Origin of the sequence: Sulfuriferula nivalis, from assembly GCF_009937995.1 — a bacterium.
In the GTDB taxonomy this organism is placed as follows: Bacteria; Pseudomonadota; Gammaproteobacteria; order Burkholderiales; family Sulfuriferulaceae; genus Sulfuriferula; species Sulfuriferula nivalis.
This window is the reverse complement of sequence record NZ_AP021881.1, coordinates 2,027,699-2,043,116: the sequence shown is the minus strand read 5'-3', so window position 1 is coordinate 2,043,116 and position 15,418 is coordinate 2,027,699. Positions and strand designations below refer to the sequence as shown.

The window sequence follows — 15,418 nt, the reverse complement described above, 5'->3', positions numbered from 1 at the left end:
ATATAAGCAAACGCAAAAAATATAATATACATGAGAAAGTGGAATTAAATGAATGCTATACCCAAAGTTGGTTTTGTATCGCTAGGTTGCCCTAAAGCGTCGTCTGATTCAGAACGTATTCTGACTGAATTACGTGCAGAAGGCTATTTGATTTCACCAAATTATCATGATGCAGATCTGGTCGTGGTTAATACTTGTGGGTTTATTGATGCCGCTGTCGAAGAATCGTTAGATGCGATAGGTGAGGCGTTGGCAGAAAACGGTAAGGTAATCGTCACTGGGTGTCTAGGCGCGAAAGCTGATGTGGTAACTGCCGCGCACCCTAGTGTGTTGGCGGTAACGGGTCCGCATGCAACTGAAGCGGTGATGGCGGCAGTACATGCACATTTGCCCAAACCTCATGATCCTTATCTGGATCTCGTGCCGCCACAAGGAATTAGACTTACACCTGATCATTATGCCTATTTGAAAATATCTGAAGGCTGTAATCACCGTTGTACTTTCTGCATTATCCCGTCTATGCGTGGCGATTTGGTGAGCCGTCCTATTGGTGACGTGATGCAGGAGGCAGAGCGTTTGGCTGAAGCGGGTGTAAAAGAACTGTTGGTGATTTCGCAAGACACTAGTGCATATGGTGTGGATGTGAAATACCGAACAGGTTTTTGGCAGGGTCGCCCTATACGTACGCGTATGACAGAATTGGCGGCAGCGTTGTCCGAGCTTGATGTATGGGTGCGTTTGCATTATGTCTACCCTTACCCGCATGTGGATGAAATTATCCCATTGATGGCCGAAGGCAAAATCTTACCTTATCTGGATATTCCGTTTCAGCATGCCAGTCCACGTATTTTAAAAGCGATGAAGCGACCTGCTGCTGCTGAAAACACCTTGGCACGTATACGTGCATGGCGGGAAATCTGCCCGGAGCTGGTGATACGCAGCACATTCATCACTGGTTTTCCTGGTGAGACTGAAGAAGATTTTCAACAGTTAATGAATTTTATCGATGAAGCTGAATTGGACAGGGTTGGTTGTTTTACTTATTCTGCTGTGGATGGTGCAACTGCTAATGCTTTGCCAGACCATGTGTCTGATGAGGTTAAGGAAGAGCGTCGTGCACGCTTAATGGAGCGCCAGGCTGACATCAGCGCGGATCGTCTGGCGGCACGAATTGGTCAAACCATGACGGTGTTAATTGATGAGATTAGTGAAGAAGGTGCAATAGGGCGCAGTTATGCTGATGCACCCGAGATCGATGGCGTGGTGGTGATTGAAGATGGTGCGGATTTGGCTGTGGGTGAATTTGTAACTGTGGAAATTACTGATAGTGGTGAGCACGATCTGTGGGGCGAGGTCGTTTAGCTTGAATCAGCGTCCTATCCGCTAACGATAGGGCGTGCTTTAGTTGAACTGCTGGTTTGTCCATTTGGACCGTAGACGCTACCAGATTTGTTGCTGCCGTGTAATATGTTAAGTGCGTTTTGGGTGCGGGCTAGATGTGTATTTACAAGCAGGCTGTTGGTTTGATTGAGCAGTTTTGCAGTTTTAACTTGTTGTATCAATGCCTGCCATGCTTCATTTACTTCACGTGCATTGTTTTGCTCTATCCATGTTTGCATGCCTGTATCGTCGGCTTGGTAGTTTGCTGCAGCTAAAATAAGATGGCGTTTGTTTGCTTGATCAGCCAGCTTAGCAATCAGGTTGGCTTTTTGTTTAGTAATGGAGTCTATGGCTTCAATGTTCGCGGCAACCAGCGTTTCTTGTTCATGCTTTATCAATTCAACAAGTTGATCGATAGCTTGTTGTTCGTGGTTTAAATTCGCTAATAATTTAGTGCCTATAGTGCTCATATCTACCCATTTCTAGATTGCAACAAGTCTCTCACAGAAGTAATTAACTCATTCGCGATTTTACTGGAGTCAACTTGAAACTGACCATTTGCAATAGCTGTTTTGATAGACTCAACTTTTTTAGTATCAAACGCGCTGGTGCCTGCAATTTGCACCTGTAACGCCTGAAGTTGAGACGACAGCGGCGACAAGGTTACTTTGGCGCCAGTGTTGCTGTTAGCCGTCGATACCGCAGCAGCTTGCTCGTTGCCCTTAGCACTGTTCGTGGTTGTATTACCCACCGGCAGGCTGGTTATGTTTTTAATGGAGTCAGTAATTTTCATGATAATCTTCTTTCAATCAAGGTTCAGATACTCTGAACTACATATGGATTGTCGGCAGGTTCTCAATAAACTTTAACTGAATTTAGCAAAATAAATAAATAAAATAATAACGAACCTTTTTGATGTCAGAAAATACCTTAATTTGATATTTCTGCACTGCCATCTGGTTTAGCTATGCCAGTTATTACTTGTCCATTAATTAATCTTATTTGTACAGGTTGTCCAGCGTTTGCATTGTTCAATGCGTGCCCCTCTGTACTTACTTCAAATCCATTTCCAGTTGTAATGATACGTACATTCTGTCCCTGTTTAATCGCTGCCAGGGTTTGCACTGCATCAGACCGTAAAGGTGTCCCAGCAGGTATGGAAATGGTCATGATTTTACCAGTGGCCTGATCTTTGCTGGTGATGACCCCATTGGGTAGTTTAGTCAAATCACCAACGGCTATGCTGAGTTGTTCATCACTTAGCATCTGTCCGCGTGCTAATGGCGCAGCACTGATTACATAATTTCCTGTGACACGAACATCAGCCTGGACAAACAGCGTCCAAGTGCTTGGGACGCTACAACGAACGCCGACAGTGGTCTTGCCCCAGATACGGCTGCCATATGGCATGAATGCTTCCAGATTGCTACACGGAGCAAGATTGAGCCTGTCGTCAATTTTTCCAAGAGTGATTTTGACTTTGCCAGGCAGTCCCACTGACTGCGTCTGTAAAAACTGAGTAACCGTGTTCAAAATACTATTGCTGTCCTGCCGTGCAGGCTCTGCCCAGCTCAGTGTTGGGAGTAAAAGTAGAATTATCAGTAACCTCATTAGCAGCGTGCTCCCTTTTTCTGACTCTATCATAAGTTGATACGTTTTTCCTAAAGCGAAGAATAGCACCTGTAATAGGGGCTTATTTATACCTTTGCATTTTGATGGAAGCGCTATCATTAAATCAATATATATGTGCCATCGTGACTATGGAGAACAACATGATAGGTAAATTTGACAACAATATGCAATTTCACGAAGTTGCATTAAGGCTGAGAGAACAGCGTCAGCAAGTATTGGCTTCTAACATTGCCAATGCTGATACGCCTAACTATAAGGCGCGTGATTTTGATTTTGCGCAGGCTATGCAACATGCATTAGCGCCTGCCAATTCTGGCGCATCCGAGTTAAGCGCAACTAATTCTGCGCATTTTTCAGCTGGCAGTAGCCAAACTATCGGCGGAGTACCATTGCAATATCGCGCTATTCGTCAGGGTAGTGTGGATGGTAACACGGTGGATATGGATGTGGAGCGCAATCAGTTTACCGATAATGCGCTGCGCTATGAAGCGAGTTTGACTATTGTGACTGGTCAAATAAAAGATATGTTAGCAGCGTTACAGCAGGGGTAATCATCATGTCATTATTTAGCGTTTTTAATGTTGCAGGATCAGCCATGAGTGCGCAATCTCAGCGTCTCAACGTGGTGGCAAGTAATTTGGCAAATGCCGATAGTGCAACCAGTTCAACCGGACAAGTTTATAAAGCCAAGCAGGTGGTTTTTTCCGCTGTGCCTGTGAATGGCGCTGAGGCGACTGGCGTTAGAGTGACGCAAGTGGTTGAAGATAAATCGCCACCGCGAATGATGTATGACCCTAAAAGTCCGCTGGCTGATGAAAAAGGCTACGTCACTATGCCTAATGTAAACGTAGTGGAAGAAATGGTTAACATGATTTCAGCCTCGCGTTCTTATCAAACCAATGTGGATACCATGAATGCGGCTAAATCCATGTTACAAAAAACTCTGACTATCGGTCAGTAATTTAGGAGTTCACCATGAGTACAACTAATACCGTTTCTTCTAGTTTATTGGCCGCAATGAATCCTAGCCAAACCACTACGACAAGTGCGGCTACGGCAGCGCAAGATCAGTTTATGAAGTTGCTAGTGACGCAAATGCAGAATCAGGATCCATTAAATCCTATGGATAATTCACAGATGACTAGCCAATTAGCGCAGTTGTCAACGGTCTCAGGTATTCAACAAGTGAATACAACTTTGCAATCGATGATAAGTAGCTTTCAATCCTCACAAACGTTGCAAGCTGCCAGCATGATCGGTCATGGCGTAATGGTAAACGGTTCCAGTATGAGTTTGAGTAATGGCAGTGCCTTATTTGGTGTCGATCTGCCAAGCAATGCCAGCAGTGTCAATGTCACTGTGTTAGATGCTAATGGGCAACCAGTTCATAGTTTTGATCTCGGTGCGCAGCAGGCGGGGCTGATACCTTTGCAGTGGGATGGCACGACGGATAGTGGTGCGAAGGCGGCGGATGGTGCCTATAGCTTCAGAGTAACTGCGTTGCAAGGTTCTCAGGCTTTGAATGCACAGACTTTGTCATATGGACAGGTGGCAAGTGTTGCCAGCAATGCGCAAGGGATTAAGTTGACTGTGCCGGGGTTAGGTGAGGTCAATATGTCAGATGTACTTCAAATTCTATAATCAAAGGAGCTTAAAATGGGATTCCAACAAGGACTGAGTGGATTAAATGCGGCTTCTAAAGATTTAGAAGTTATCGGTAACAACGTGGCTAACTCAAGCACGGTAGGTTTTAAACAATCTCAGGCGCAATTTGCCGACGTTTACGCCAGCTCCTTGACTGGTGCAGGTTCGTCATTGCAGGTAGGGATAGGAACTAAGGTTACGAATGTCGCCCAGCAATTTACTCAAGGAAATATCACTTCGTCTAATAATCCACTGGATATTGCGATTAATGGAGGTGGTTTTTTCCGTCTCAGTAATAACGGCACTATCAGTTATTCGCGGAATGGCCAATTTCAATTGGATAAGAATGGTTTTATAACCAATTCAGATGGTTTGCATGTGACGGGTTATACAGCAAATTCAAGTGGGGTGTTGTCTACAGGTGCGCCCACTGATATATCTATAAGTACTGCAGATCTTCCACCTAAAATTACTTCCAAAGTGGGGGCTGTACTAAACTTGAATTCTGGCGAGGCCGTTCCAACAACCACACCTTTCAATATTGCAGATCCAACCACTTATAATCAGGCCACTTCGGTTTCAGTGTATGACAGTTTAGGTAACTCTCATATATTGCAGACTTTCTACGTTAAAACGGCATCTAATACTTGGGATGTGTATGCATCAGCTGACGGAACAGCAATAGGTGCGCCTACTGTGCAGGGGACGCTTGCATTTGACAGCGCTGGTGCATTGTCAAGCGGATCACCATTCAGTGTTGCAGTTCCAGTAACTACTGGCGCAGCAACGCCTTTGTCGGTGAGTGTGGATTACACCGGCACAACACAATTTGGTTCCACATTTAGTGTGAACGCACTGACCCAAGATGGTTATACCTCGGGAAAGTTAACTGGTTTCAATACTGGTAGTGATGGCGTAATAACGGGGCGTTATACCAACGGTCAATCTGCCACTTTGGGGCAAGTGGTGTTGGCTAATTTTGCTGATCCTAACGGTTTGCAACCATTGGGAAATAATACTTGGGCAGAAACGGCGGCTTCTGGAACTCCATTGGTGGGTTCGCCAGGCTCAGGCCCGTTAGGCGTGTTGCAATCTTCAGCTACCGAAGACTCCAACGTGGATTTGACAGCAGAATTGGTCAACATGATTACAGCGCAACGAAATTATCAGGCGAATGCACAAACCATCAAAACTGAAGATCAGGTGATGCAAACGTTGGTGAATTTGCGTTGATGATACTGCGATAAGGGGGGCAAGTCATGGATAGGCTGATTTATACCGCGATGACAGGTGCAAAGCATGTCATAGAGCAGCAAAGCACGGTTTCGAATAACTTGGCTAATGCTATGACTAATGGTTTTCGTGCCCAATTGGACTCGTTTCGCGCAGTTCCAATATTAAGTAGTGGCTTGCCGACACGCACTTTTGTGGTGGACTCAACCGTGGGGACAGACTTTACTCCTGGCCCCATACAGCAAACTGGGCGTGATCTGGATGTAGCAGTGCAAGGTAAGGGGTGGATCGCAGTTGATGTGGGCAATGGCACAGAAGGCTACACTCGTGACGGCAGTTTGAAGATTAATGAAAATGGATTGTTGCAAACCGAGAAGGGTATGAATGTGATGGGAGAGTCTGGGCCTATCACTATCCCACCTGATGAAACCATTACTATTTCCAAGGACGGTACGGTTTCAACCATACCCAAAGCGGGTGCGGCGACTTCGGTGAATGTGCTGGGGCGAATTAAATTGGTGAACCCTGCTGAGACAGATATGGTGCGCGGTGATGATGGTTTGTTTCGTAGTAAGGATGGTAAGCCATTTGATGCGGATGCCAATGTCAGTGTAGTGGATGGTTCTGTAGAAGGCAGTAATGTCAGTGTGGTATCGGCGATGGTGGACATGATTAGTTTGGGACGGCAATTTGAAATGCAAATGAAATTACTGACCAATGCTGAGAATAACTCCAGTAAAGCCAGTCAGATCCTCACTTTAACTTAGCACAGATAGATACATAATTAACTATACAAGTCGCTCAATGTGAGTAAACCCTGACTTAGATATGATGTTAGATATGGGCGACCCTTTTAATTCCTGTAGGAGAACGAGATGATACGTTCATTATGGATTGCTAGAACTGGTCTGGATGCGCAACAAACGCAAATGGATGTGATCGCGAATAACCTGGCTAACGTCAGTACCAATGGTTTCAAGCGTTCACGTGCCGTATTCGAAGATTTGTTGTATCAAACTCTGCGTCAGCCAGGTGCGCAATCTTCACAGCAAACTCAATACCCTTCTGGCCTGCAGGTAGGTACAGGGGTACGTCCTGTGGCAACTGAGCGTATTTTTACCCAAGGTAATTTACAGCAAACAGGAAATGACAAGGACGTAGCAATACAAGGATCAGGATTCTTTCAGGTATTGTTGCCAGATGGCACTACGGCATATACGCGTGATGGTTCCATGCAGGTAGATAATCAGGGTCAGCTGGTAACCTCAAGTGGTTACGTTATCCAGCCAGCGATTACGATCCCTGCAAATGCGCAAAGTTTGACCATAGGCACTGATGGTACAGTTTCAGTCACTCAACCAGGAGTTACGGCAGCAGTGCAGGTTGGATCTTTGCAATTAGCTACCTTTATTAATAATGCTGGTTTGGAAAGTAAAGGTGAAAATCTTTACGTGGAAACAGGTGCTTCAGGTAGTCCAAATACCAATACGCCTGGAACGAATGGTGCGGGTGCCTTGAATCAAGGATATGTAGAAACATCTAACGTCAACGTGGCAGAAGAACTGGTCAATATGATAGCGACACAACGTGCTTACGAGATTAACAGTAAGGCTATTACGACTTCTGACCAAATGTTGCAAAAACTTACACAGATGTAATAGTGCTTTGAGAATAATCATGAAAACTTGGTTACTACTTGGGATGATGCTTACTGTGCTGGCCGGATGCGGCACTGTGCCAGGTACCATAGTGAAAGAGCCACTAACAGCTAAGCCAATTGCGCCTGTATCGACGAGCGCAAATAATGGTTCCATTTATCAGGCAAATAATTACCGTCCCTTGTTTGAAGACAGAAGAGCACGTTTGATTGGGGATGTGATAACAATTGCTATCGCAGAGAAAACCAGTGCGGGTAAAGCAGCGTCAAGTTCGGGTAGCAAGTCTGGGAGTATGAGTGCGACCATTCCGAGTATCGTGGGATTGCCATTCAAAACATTGCAAGGCTTGGGTGTAAGCGCAACGACATCGGGTAAAGATGCCGATTCAGACGCTTTATCTTCAACTAATAATTTCACTAGCACTATTACAGTAACGGTTGTCGATGTTCAATCTAACGGTAACTTGGTAGTGAGTGGGGAAAAGCAGATTTCTTTGGATAAAGGTGTTGAATATATACGTTTCTCAGGTGTGGTTAGTCCCGATGCAATACAGGCTGGTAACGTAGTGTCTTCTACACAGGTTGCTGATGCGCGCATAGAATATCGCACAAATAGTCGAATTGATGCAGCGGCCGTTATGGCGGCTATGTCGAGGTTCTTCTTGAGTGTGCTGCCTTTTTAAGCGGGAGGGATTGAATATGAAAAATTGGAAATCTCGGCTGCTGATTGCGTGTCTGGCTTTGATATCAGGTATAGCTCAGGCAGTTTCGGTTAAGGATCTGGCTAATATAGGCGGTGTACGACAAAACCAATTGCTAGGTTATGGTTTGGTTGTGGGTTTAGACGGCAGTGGTGATCAAACGACGCAAACCCCTTTTACTGTGCAAAGCGTGGAAAGCATGTTGCGTGGTATGGGCGTAAATTTGCCTACGGGTACCACTTTGCAATTAAAAAACGTGGCTGCGGTCATGGTGACGTCGTCCTTGCCTGCGTTTGCACAACCGGGACAGACAGTTGATATCACCGTTTCATCTATGGGTAATGCTAAAAGTTTACGTGGTGGTACTCTGTTAATGACGCCGTTAAAGGGTGCAGACGGGCAAGTGTACGCAATGGCGCAGGGTAATGTACTGGTGAGTGGGGCCGGTGCTGCAGTAGGGGGGGCAAAGGCACAGGTAAATCATTTGGATGTGGGTTTGATTCCTAATGGCGCAACCGTAGAGCGGGCAGTATTGAACTCGCTTGGGCAGGATAATGTGATTAGTTTGGAATTAAAACAGGCCGATTTTGCGACAGCAAGTTTGCTTGTTAACGCAATTAATCAGCGCTTTGGTACAGATACTGCGGCAGCATTGGATAGCCGAGTCATTCAAGTGCGTACCCCGCTGGGGAGCAATCAACGCGTTGCATTTATTGGTGCATTAGAGGCGCTTAATGTGACGCCTGCTCCTGGTGTGGCCAAGGTGGTTATGAATGCGCGGACAGGCTCTGTGGTGATGAGTCAGGCTGTCATGCTAGATCCTTGCGCGGTGTCGCATGGTAATCTTTCAGTTGTTATTAAGAGTAATCCAGAGGTAAGCCAGCCAGCCCCACTATCCAAAGGTAAAACAGTCGTCACCCAAGCTCCAGATATTGAAATTAAAAGTGAACCAGGTCAGGTTATGATGCTAAAAGGTGGTGCCCAGTTAGCGGATGTGGTTAAGGCGTTAAATGCCATGGGTACTACACCGCAAGATTTGCTGGCTATATTGCAAGCGATGAAATCGGCAGGTGCTTTGCATGCGGATCTTGAGATAATTTGAGGTTGCGATGATTAATGCGGCCGATATGACAGATAAGTTTTCCGTTGATCCGCAAGGATTGGCGGCACTAAAACGCGCAGCAAAAGATAATTCGCCTGATGCAATTAAAGCCGTTGCCAAGCAGTTTGAAGCGGTGTTCATGAATATGATGTTAAAAAGCATGCGTGAAGCAACACCGCAGGATGGGATGACTGATAATGATCAGAGCCGACTGTATACATCAATGCTGGATCAGCAATTAAGTCAGAATTTGGCAACGAAGGGTATTGGTTTGGCTGATGTGCTAGTGCGGCAGTTATCCAATTTTACACCGCCTGTCATGCCATCAGGCGCAACAGTACAAACACCGTTGCAAGCAACGCCACCGACTGATGTGATACCCAAATCAAATGCAGGGCAGTCCAGTCAATCGCAAATATTTCAGAGTCGGTTGCAGGCGCATGCTGAGGAAGCTAGTAAAACCACAGGCATACCCGCAAAATTCATGCTGGGACAAGCTGCCTTGGAGAGTGGCTGGGGACGCAAAGAAATTAATAATGCGGATGGAACGACTAGCCATAATCTGTTTGGCATTAAAGCTACAGCAGGCTGGCAGGGTAAAACCGTAGATGCGGTAACAACGGAATATGTCGATGGTGTTGCACAGCGCCGTGTGGAAAAATTCAGGGCATATGACAGTTATGCTGATTCGTTCCGTGATTATGCGCATTTGTTAAAAAGCAATCCAAGATATCAACAAGTTATTGCCAGTGGTCAGGATGCTGTGGGCTTCGCGCAAGGTTTGCAGCGCGCTGGATATGCGACCGATCCACATTATGCAGATAAATTGACACAGATTATCAATTCTTCGTTAGCTTGATAGCGGTGCTTGTTGTGATAAAAGTTAAAGTTATAGATATCTATGTCGCTAATCTAAGTAACGTCTAAGAGTAAACTATCATGGCTACTAATATATTAAGTATAGGGCAAAGTGCTTTAGCTGCGGCTCAGGTAGGTATCAGCGTAACTGGGCATAATATCGCTAATGCGGCGACGCCGGGTTATAGCCGGCAAGTGGTTATACAGGGTGCAGCTATTGCGCAAAATTTTGGCTATGGCTATGTGGGCAGTGGTGTTGATATTAGTAATATTCAGCGTATCTACTCTGATTTTCAGGCTGCGCAAGTCAGAGCATCGCAAACAACTCAAAGCGGGCTGGATAGTTATTACACGCAAATATCTCAAATTGATAATATGCTGTCGGACTCCACTTCAGGATTGTCGCCAGCGCTGCAGAGCTTTTTTAATGGTATACAAGGCGTTTCATCTAATCCAACTTCTGTTGCCGCTCGTCAAACTGCAATTTCAACAGCGAGTACGCTGGCATCAAGTTTCCAGAGTATGAGTTCGCAACTTGATCAGATTAACCAAGGAGTTAATACACAGATTACTACCAGTGTTGGAACGATCAACTCGCTTGCAACGCAGATAGCGCAGCTCAATCAGTCCATTGTTTTGGCGCAAGGAGCGACTTCTGCTGGTCAGCCACCGAATGATTTAATGGATCAACGGGATCAGCTGGTTTTGGACTTGAGTAAGCAAATTAAGGCTTCTGTCGTGAAGCAGCAGGATGGTCAATACAATGTGTTTATTGGCAATGGCCAAGCGCTCGTTGTTGGTTCAACTACATCTAAATTAACCACAGCAATTTCACCAACTGATCCTACTCAGACCATGGTGGCTTATAACGCTAATGGTGCGACCTCAATACTGAGTAGTTCAGCCCTTTCAGGTGGTGCTTTGGGTGGGTTGTTGGATTTTCGTAGCCAGACATTGGATCCTGCGGAGAATGCATTAGGTAGGATAGCAATTGGGTTAGCAACTACGTTTAATGCTCAACATCGTTTAGGCCAAGATTTAAATGGTAATCCAGGGACGGATTTTTTTGCTGTAGGTACACCCTCTGTAGCCGCGAATAATGGCAATACAGGGACGGCTACGGTAACTGCAACTATTAGTAATGTGTCAGCGCTTACAACCAGTGATTATTCTGTCAACTACAATGGAACGGGCTATCAAGTAACGAGGTTGTCTGATGGTGTAGTGACGCCACTGACTACCAACCCACAAACCGTAGATGGTGTAGATTTCAACACTGCCGGTGTACCTGCAACCGGTGATAATTTCCTGGTAAGACCAACTGCAAATGGTGCTTCGGCATTCGCGGTTAAAATTACCGACCCATCATTGCTTGCAGCAGCTGCACCTATCGTAACGGCAGCTCCCACTTCTAATACCGGCTCAGGCCAAATAAGTGCGGGCAGTATTGATGCGAGTTATCTTGGCTCTCCATTGGCATCTCCAGTAACTTTGACTTATGCTGCTGGTCAGTTAACTGGATTCCCTGCTACTCAAGCTGTGACGGTGACAAATAATGGAACCAGCACTACTTATGCGGCAGGTGCTCCCGTGCCTTACACCGCAGGTGCGACGATCAGTTTTGGTGGTATCAGTATGATGATTAGTGGCGCACCCGCTAATGCTGACACATTTACTGTGGGTCCTAATACCGGTGGCGTTGGAGATAATCGAAATGCCGTATTGCTAGGGGCTTTGCAAACAACCAACACGATGGTTGGTGGGACGGCTAATTATCAGGACGTTTTTGCACAATTAGTTGCGACTATTGGCAATAAAACAAATGAACTGAAAGTAACTAACGATGCTGAAACACAGACGTTATCGAATTTGACGCAGGCTCAACAGTCATTGTCAGGTGTCAATTTAGATGAAGAGGCCAGCAACCTACTTCAGTATCAACAGGCATATCAAGCAGCAGGCAAGGTTATGCAAATTGCAAGCCAGCTGTTTTCCACATTATTGACCATCGGCGGATAAATTTAGGGGGTGTGTCATGCGTATAAGTACTAGTATTCTTTATGAGTTAAGTGGTACTCAAATCAGTAATTTGCAAAGTGCTGTGAATGCGACACAACAGCAAATAGCAACGGGTAAGAGCTTTTTGAAACCTTCTGATAATGCCATTGCGGCGGCACAGGCGCTAACGGTGACTCAGTCACAAGCGGTTAATGCGCAATTTGCAGTGAATCGACAATACGCTAAAGACTCGCTGACCAGTGTTGATGGAGCGCTATCTAGTGTTACGGATATGCTGCAAAGCCTAAAGACAACGGTGTTGAGTGCTGGTGATCCTAACATGAGCGATGCTAATCGCGCGGCTATGGCGACGAATATACGTGCACAGCTTACTAATTTGGTCGGAATGGCGAATGCAACTGATGGTAGTGGTCATTATTTATTTTCTGGTTACCATACGACTACTGCGCCTTTTGTTGAGCAACCTCCTGGCACTGTCACTTATGTGGGTGACCAGGGGCAACGTCAATTACAAGTCGACAACTCAACACAAATTGGTGTTAGTGAATCAGGTCAGGCGATTTTTCAGACCAATGCACAAGATATTTTTAAAACATTGAACAATTTTGCAAATTTATTGGACAACCCCAGTGCAGTAACGACTATTACGCCACCTAATACGGTTAGTGACTTAACTGTGGGTATACAAACTGCAAATACCAATATAGCTGCAACGTTGGATAATGTGTTGACGGCGCGTGCATCAACCGGCTCGAAAATTAACGAATTGTCTTCGTTGGATACTTCTGGTTCTGATAGGGATGTGCAGTACAGCCAAACTTTATCTAATTTGCAAGATTTAGATTACGCGAAAGCGGTGACGAGCTTGACTCAGCAGCAAACCACTTTGCAAGCTGCTCAACAATCTTTTGTAAAAATCGCTAGCTTATCTTTGTTTAATTACATTAATTAAACGTTCTGCATTTTGTTCGAACTATATGGATGCGCAGCTTTGCGCATCCATATAGTTCGAATGTTTATGAAACATCAGAATATGCAAATATTCGCACATTCCTCGCTATAAAAAATTCCTCCAAAGTCTCTAAATATAAGGCTATACTAGCTTTTCAAAGCAGCGTAGGAAAGCTGTGTTAAGGAACGCCAGAAGGGGGAAATAATGACAGTAGACATGAGTCAATTCTATGAAGTATTTTTTGATGAAGCAGCAGAGCTGTTAGCAGAAAAAGAACGCTTATTACTCAACATAGACGTATCCGCACCGGACACAGAAGACCTCAACGCAGTATTTCGCACGGCGCACTCGATCAAAGGTGGCGCATCGACATTCGGTTTTACCGACATGACAGAAATGACTCACGTGCTGGAATCCTTGCTTGATCGTATCCGCAAAAACGAAATCACCCTGACTGCCGAACACGTAGACGCGTTTCTGGCGGCTAAAGACGTACTTACCATGCTCATAGAAGGCCACCGCCACGGCGCGGCTATTGATCATGACCAGGTCAAAACTGTCAGCGACCGCCTCAACCGCCTGTCCGAGCTCGGCAATGCCGTTGCCAGTGCGCCGGCTGTGGCTGCACCGGTTGCAGCGCCTGTTGTTGATCTGACATTAGAGCTACCACTGGCCGAAGGCATGCACCGATACCACGTCAACCTGCCCGCCACCTCGCAGCGCGACATCGACACCCTCACCACCGAGCTTGCGCTCATGGGTGAAGTCACACACGCCACACTCGGTGATGGTGGCAGCCAGTTCACCCTCGTCACCGAAAACAGTGCCGACGACATCTTCGCCGTCTGTTCATTCGTGGTCGACATCGACACCCTCAAAATCACCGAAGCCAGCGCAGCTCCTGCAGCCGCAGCGGTTGTTGACGAAACACCCGCTAGCGCAGATGGTGATGATGAAATCAAAGTTGAAATCGAGCCCATGATAGAAGCTGCAACGCCCGTTGCTGCTCACGCAGCAGACGCTGCACCTATCCCTCAGCGTCGAGAGTCAGACAAAGCTGCCACCAACAGCAATGCCGAATCCAGCTCCATCCGTGTCAGCATAGAAAAAGTCGACCAGCTCATCAACCTCGTTGGCGAACTCGTTATCACCCAGGCCATGATAGACCAGCGCATCGCTGTACTTGACCCCATGGTTTATGAGAACCTGCTCAACAGCGTTAACCAGCTTGCCCGCAACACCCGTGATCTGCAGGAATCCGTCATGTCCATCCGCATGATGCCGATGGACTACGTCTTCTCCCGCTTCCCGCGCATGGTGCGTGACCTGGCTGCCAAGCTGGGTAAGAAGATAGACTTCATCACTCAGGGCGCAGCTACCGAACTCGACAAAGGCCTCATAGAACGCATCGTCGACCCGCTCAACCACCTCGTACGTAACAGTGTCGATCATGGTATTGAAACCCCGGAAGTGCGTCGTGAAGCAGGCAAATCGGAAACCGGTAAACTGACTCTGGCTGCATCGCATCAAGGCGGCAACATCGTCATCGAAGTTCGTGATGACGGCGCAGGGCTGAACCGTGAACGTATCCTGAAAAAAGCAGAACAACAAGGCATTCCCGTTTCTGACAACATGCCTGACGACGAAGTCTGGCAACTCATCTTCGCCCCGGGCTTCTCCACCGCCGAAGTGGTTACCGACGTCTCCGGACGCGGAGTGGGCATGGACGTTGTCAAACGCAACATCGCCGCCATGGGCGGCACAGTAGACATCCGTTCTACGCGTGGCAATGGCTCCACCATGCGCATCTCCCTGCCACTCACCCTCGCCATTCTTGACGGCATGTCCGTCAAGGTTGGTGAAGAAGTCTACATCGTGCCACTGGCCTACGTCATTGAATCCTTGCAGCCTGAAACAGTGGCATTGAAAGAAGTTGCAGGACAGGGACGACTGATCAAGGTACGTGAAGAATACCTGCCACTGATCTACCTGCACGAACAGTTCTCCATTGATACCCATTGCAACTCACCAGAAGACGGCATCGTCGTCATCCTGCTAGTTGACGGCAAGAAGGCTGCGCTGCTGGTAGACGGTCTGGTCGGGCAACAGCAAGTCGTGGTTAAGAATCTGGAATCCAACTTCCGCAAAGTGCCTGGTATTTCAGGTGCCACCATCTTGGGCGACGGTGGCGTATCGTTGATTTTGGATGTGGGCGCATTAATGCGTTCATTAGGTTAAGG

Annotated in this window: 16 protein-coding genes; 13 read left to right on the top strand and 3 right to left on the bottom strand. The window is 46.5% G+C overall.

Features of this window, described 5'->3' with window-relative positions; genetic code table 11:
- Positions 1–48 precede the first annotated feature (48 nt).
- On the top strand, positions 49–1,362 hold the full coding sequence (rimO, locus tag SFSGTM_RS10100; RefSeq protein ID WP_162085052.1) for a 30S ribosomal protein S12 methylthiotransferase RimO: 1,314 nt from the start codon (positions 49–51) through the stop codon (positions 1,360–1,362).
- A gap of 14 nt (positions 1,363–1,376) precedes the next feature.
- On the opposite strand, the gene SFSGTM_RS10095 is transcribed toward rimO, so the two are convergent.
- From SFSGTM_RS10095 to flgA, 3 genes are all read right to left on the bottom strand, one after another.
- Complete coding sequence (locus SFSGTM_RS10095) at positions 1,377–1,850, bottom strand: flagella synthesis protein FlgN (protein WP_162085051.1); 474 nt, start codon at positions 1,848–1,850, stop codon at positions 1,377–1,379.
- Positions 1,851–1,852: 2 nt separating this feature from the next.
- Positions 1,853–2,173, bottom strand: coding sequence for a flagellar biosynthesis anti-sigma factor FlgM (flgM, locus tag SFSGTM_RS10090; RefSeq protein ID WP_162085050.1), 321 nt, complete (start codon positions 2,171–2,173; stop codon positions 1,853–1,855).
- A 137-nt stretch (positions 2,174–2,310) separates the two neighbouring features.
- Positions 2,311–2,991 (bottom strand): flagellar basal body P-ring formation chaperone FlgA, encoded by a 681-nt coding sequence (gene flgA / locus SFSGTM_RS10085; RefSeq protein ID WP_162085049.1) that lies wholly within the window; start codon positions 2,989–2,991, stop codon positions 2,311–2,313.
- 161 nt (positions 2,992–3,152) lie between these two features.
- Here flgA and flgB point away from each other — a divergent pair, with 161 nt between their 5' ends.
- From flgB to cheA, 12 genes are all read left to right on the top strand, one after another.
- Entirely contained in the window at positions 3,153–3,563 is a 411-nt protein-coding gene (gene flgB / locus SFSGTM_RS10080; RefSeq protein ID WP_162085048.1) for a flagellar basal body rod protein FlgB, read from the top strand.
- A gap of 5 nt (positions 3,564–3,568) precedes the next feature.
- Positions 3,569–3,973 (top strand): flagellar basal body rod protein FlgC, encoded by a 405-nt coding sequence (gene flgC / locus SFSGTM_RS10075; protein ID WP_162085047.1) that lies wholly within the window; start codon positions 3,569–3,571, stop codon positions 3,971–3,973.
- Positions 3,974–3,987: 14 nt separating this feature from the next.
- On the top strand, positions 3,988–4,653 hold the full coding sequence (locus SFSGTM_RS10070) for a flagellar hook assembly protein FlgD (RefSeq protein WP_162085046.1): 666 nt from the start codon (positions 3,988–3,990) through the stop codon (positions 4,651–4,653).
- A gap of 15 nt (positions 4,654–4,668) precedes the next feature.
- A complete protein-coding gene (gene flgE / locus SFSGTM_RS10065) occupies positions 4,669–5,889 on the top strand; it encodes a flagellar hook protein FlgE (RefSeq protein WP_162085045.1) in 1,221 nt (406 codons plus the stop codon).
- Between the two features lie 26 nt (positions 5,890–5,915).
- Positions 5,916–6,656, top strand: coding sequence for a flagellar basal-body rod protein FlgF (flgF, locus tag SFSGTM_RS10060; protein WP_162085044.1), 741 nt, complete (start codon positions 5,916–5,918; stop codon positions 6,654–6,656).
- Positions 6,657–6,764: 108 nt separating this feature from the next.
- Entirely contained in the window at positions 6,765–7,547 is a 783-nt protein-coding gene (flgG, locus tag SFSGTM_RS10055) for a flagellar basal-body rod protein FlgG (protein ID WP_162085043.1), read from the top strand.
- Positions 7,548–7,566: 19 nt separating this feature from the next.
- Positions 7,567–8,229 (top strand): flagellar basal body L-ring protein FlgH, encoded by a 663-nt coding sequence (locus SFSGTM_RS10050; RefSeq protein ID WP_162085042.1) that lies wholly within the window; start codon positions 7,567–7,569, stop codon positions 8,227–8,229.
- 16 nt (positions 8,230–8,245) lie between these two features.
- Complete coding sequence (locus SFSGTM_RS10045; protein ID WP_162085041.1) at positions 8,246–9,349, top strand: flagellar basal body P-ring protein FlgI; 1,104 nt, start codon at positions 8,246–8,248, stop codon at positions 9,347–9,349.
- A 7-nt stretch (positions 9,350–9,356) separates the two neighbouring features.
- Positions 9,357–10,208 carry a flagellar assembly peptidoglycan hydrolase FlgJ gene (gene flgJ, locus SFSGTM_RS10040; protein WP_162085040.1) on the top strand — a complete coding sequence of 284 codons (852 nt, stop codon included), beginning with the start codon at positions 9,357–9,359 and terminating at the stop codon, positions 10,206–10,208.
- Between the two features lie 80 nt (positions 10,209–10,288).
- Positions 10,289–12,226 (top strand): flagellar hook-associated protein FlgK, encoded by a 1,938-nt coding sequence (gene flgK, locus SFSGTM_RS10035; RefSeq protein ID WP_162085039.1) that lies wholly within the window; start codon positions 10,289–10,291, stop codon positions 12,224–12,226.
- 16 nt (positions 12,227–12,242) lie between these two features.
- Entirely contained in the window at positions 12,243–13,178 is a 936-nt protein-coding gene (gene flgL / locus SFSGTM_RS10030) for a flagellar hook-associated protein FlgL (protein ID WP_162085038.1), read from the top strand.
- Between the two features lie 204 nt (positions 13,179–13,382).
- Positions 13,383–15,416: a chemotaxis protein CheA gene (gene cheA, locus SFSGTM_RS10025; protein WP_162085037.1), complete on the top strand. Its 2,034-nt coding sequence runs from the start codon at positions 13,383–13,385 to the stop codon at positions 15,414–15,416.
- The last annotated feature ends 2 nt before the right edge of the window (positions 15,417–15,418 follow it).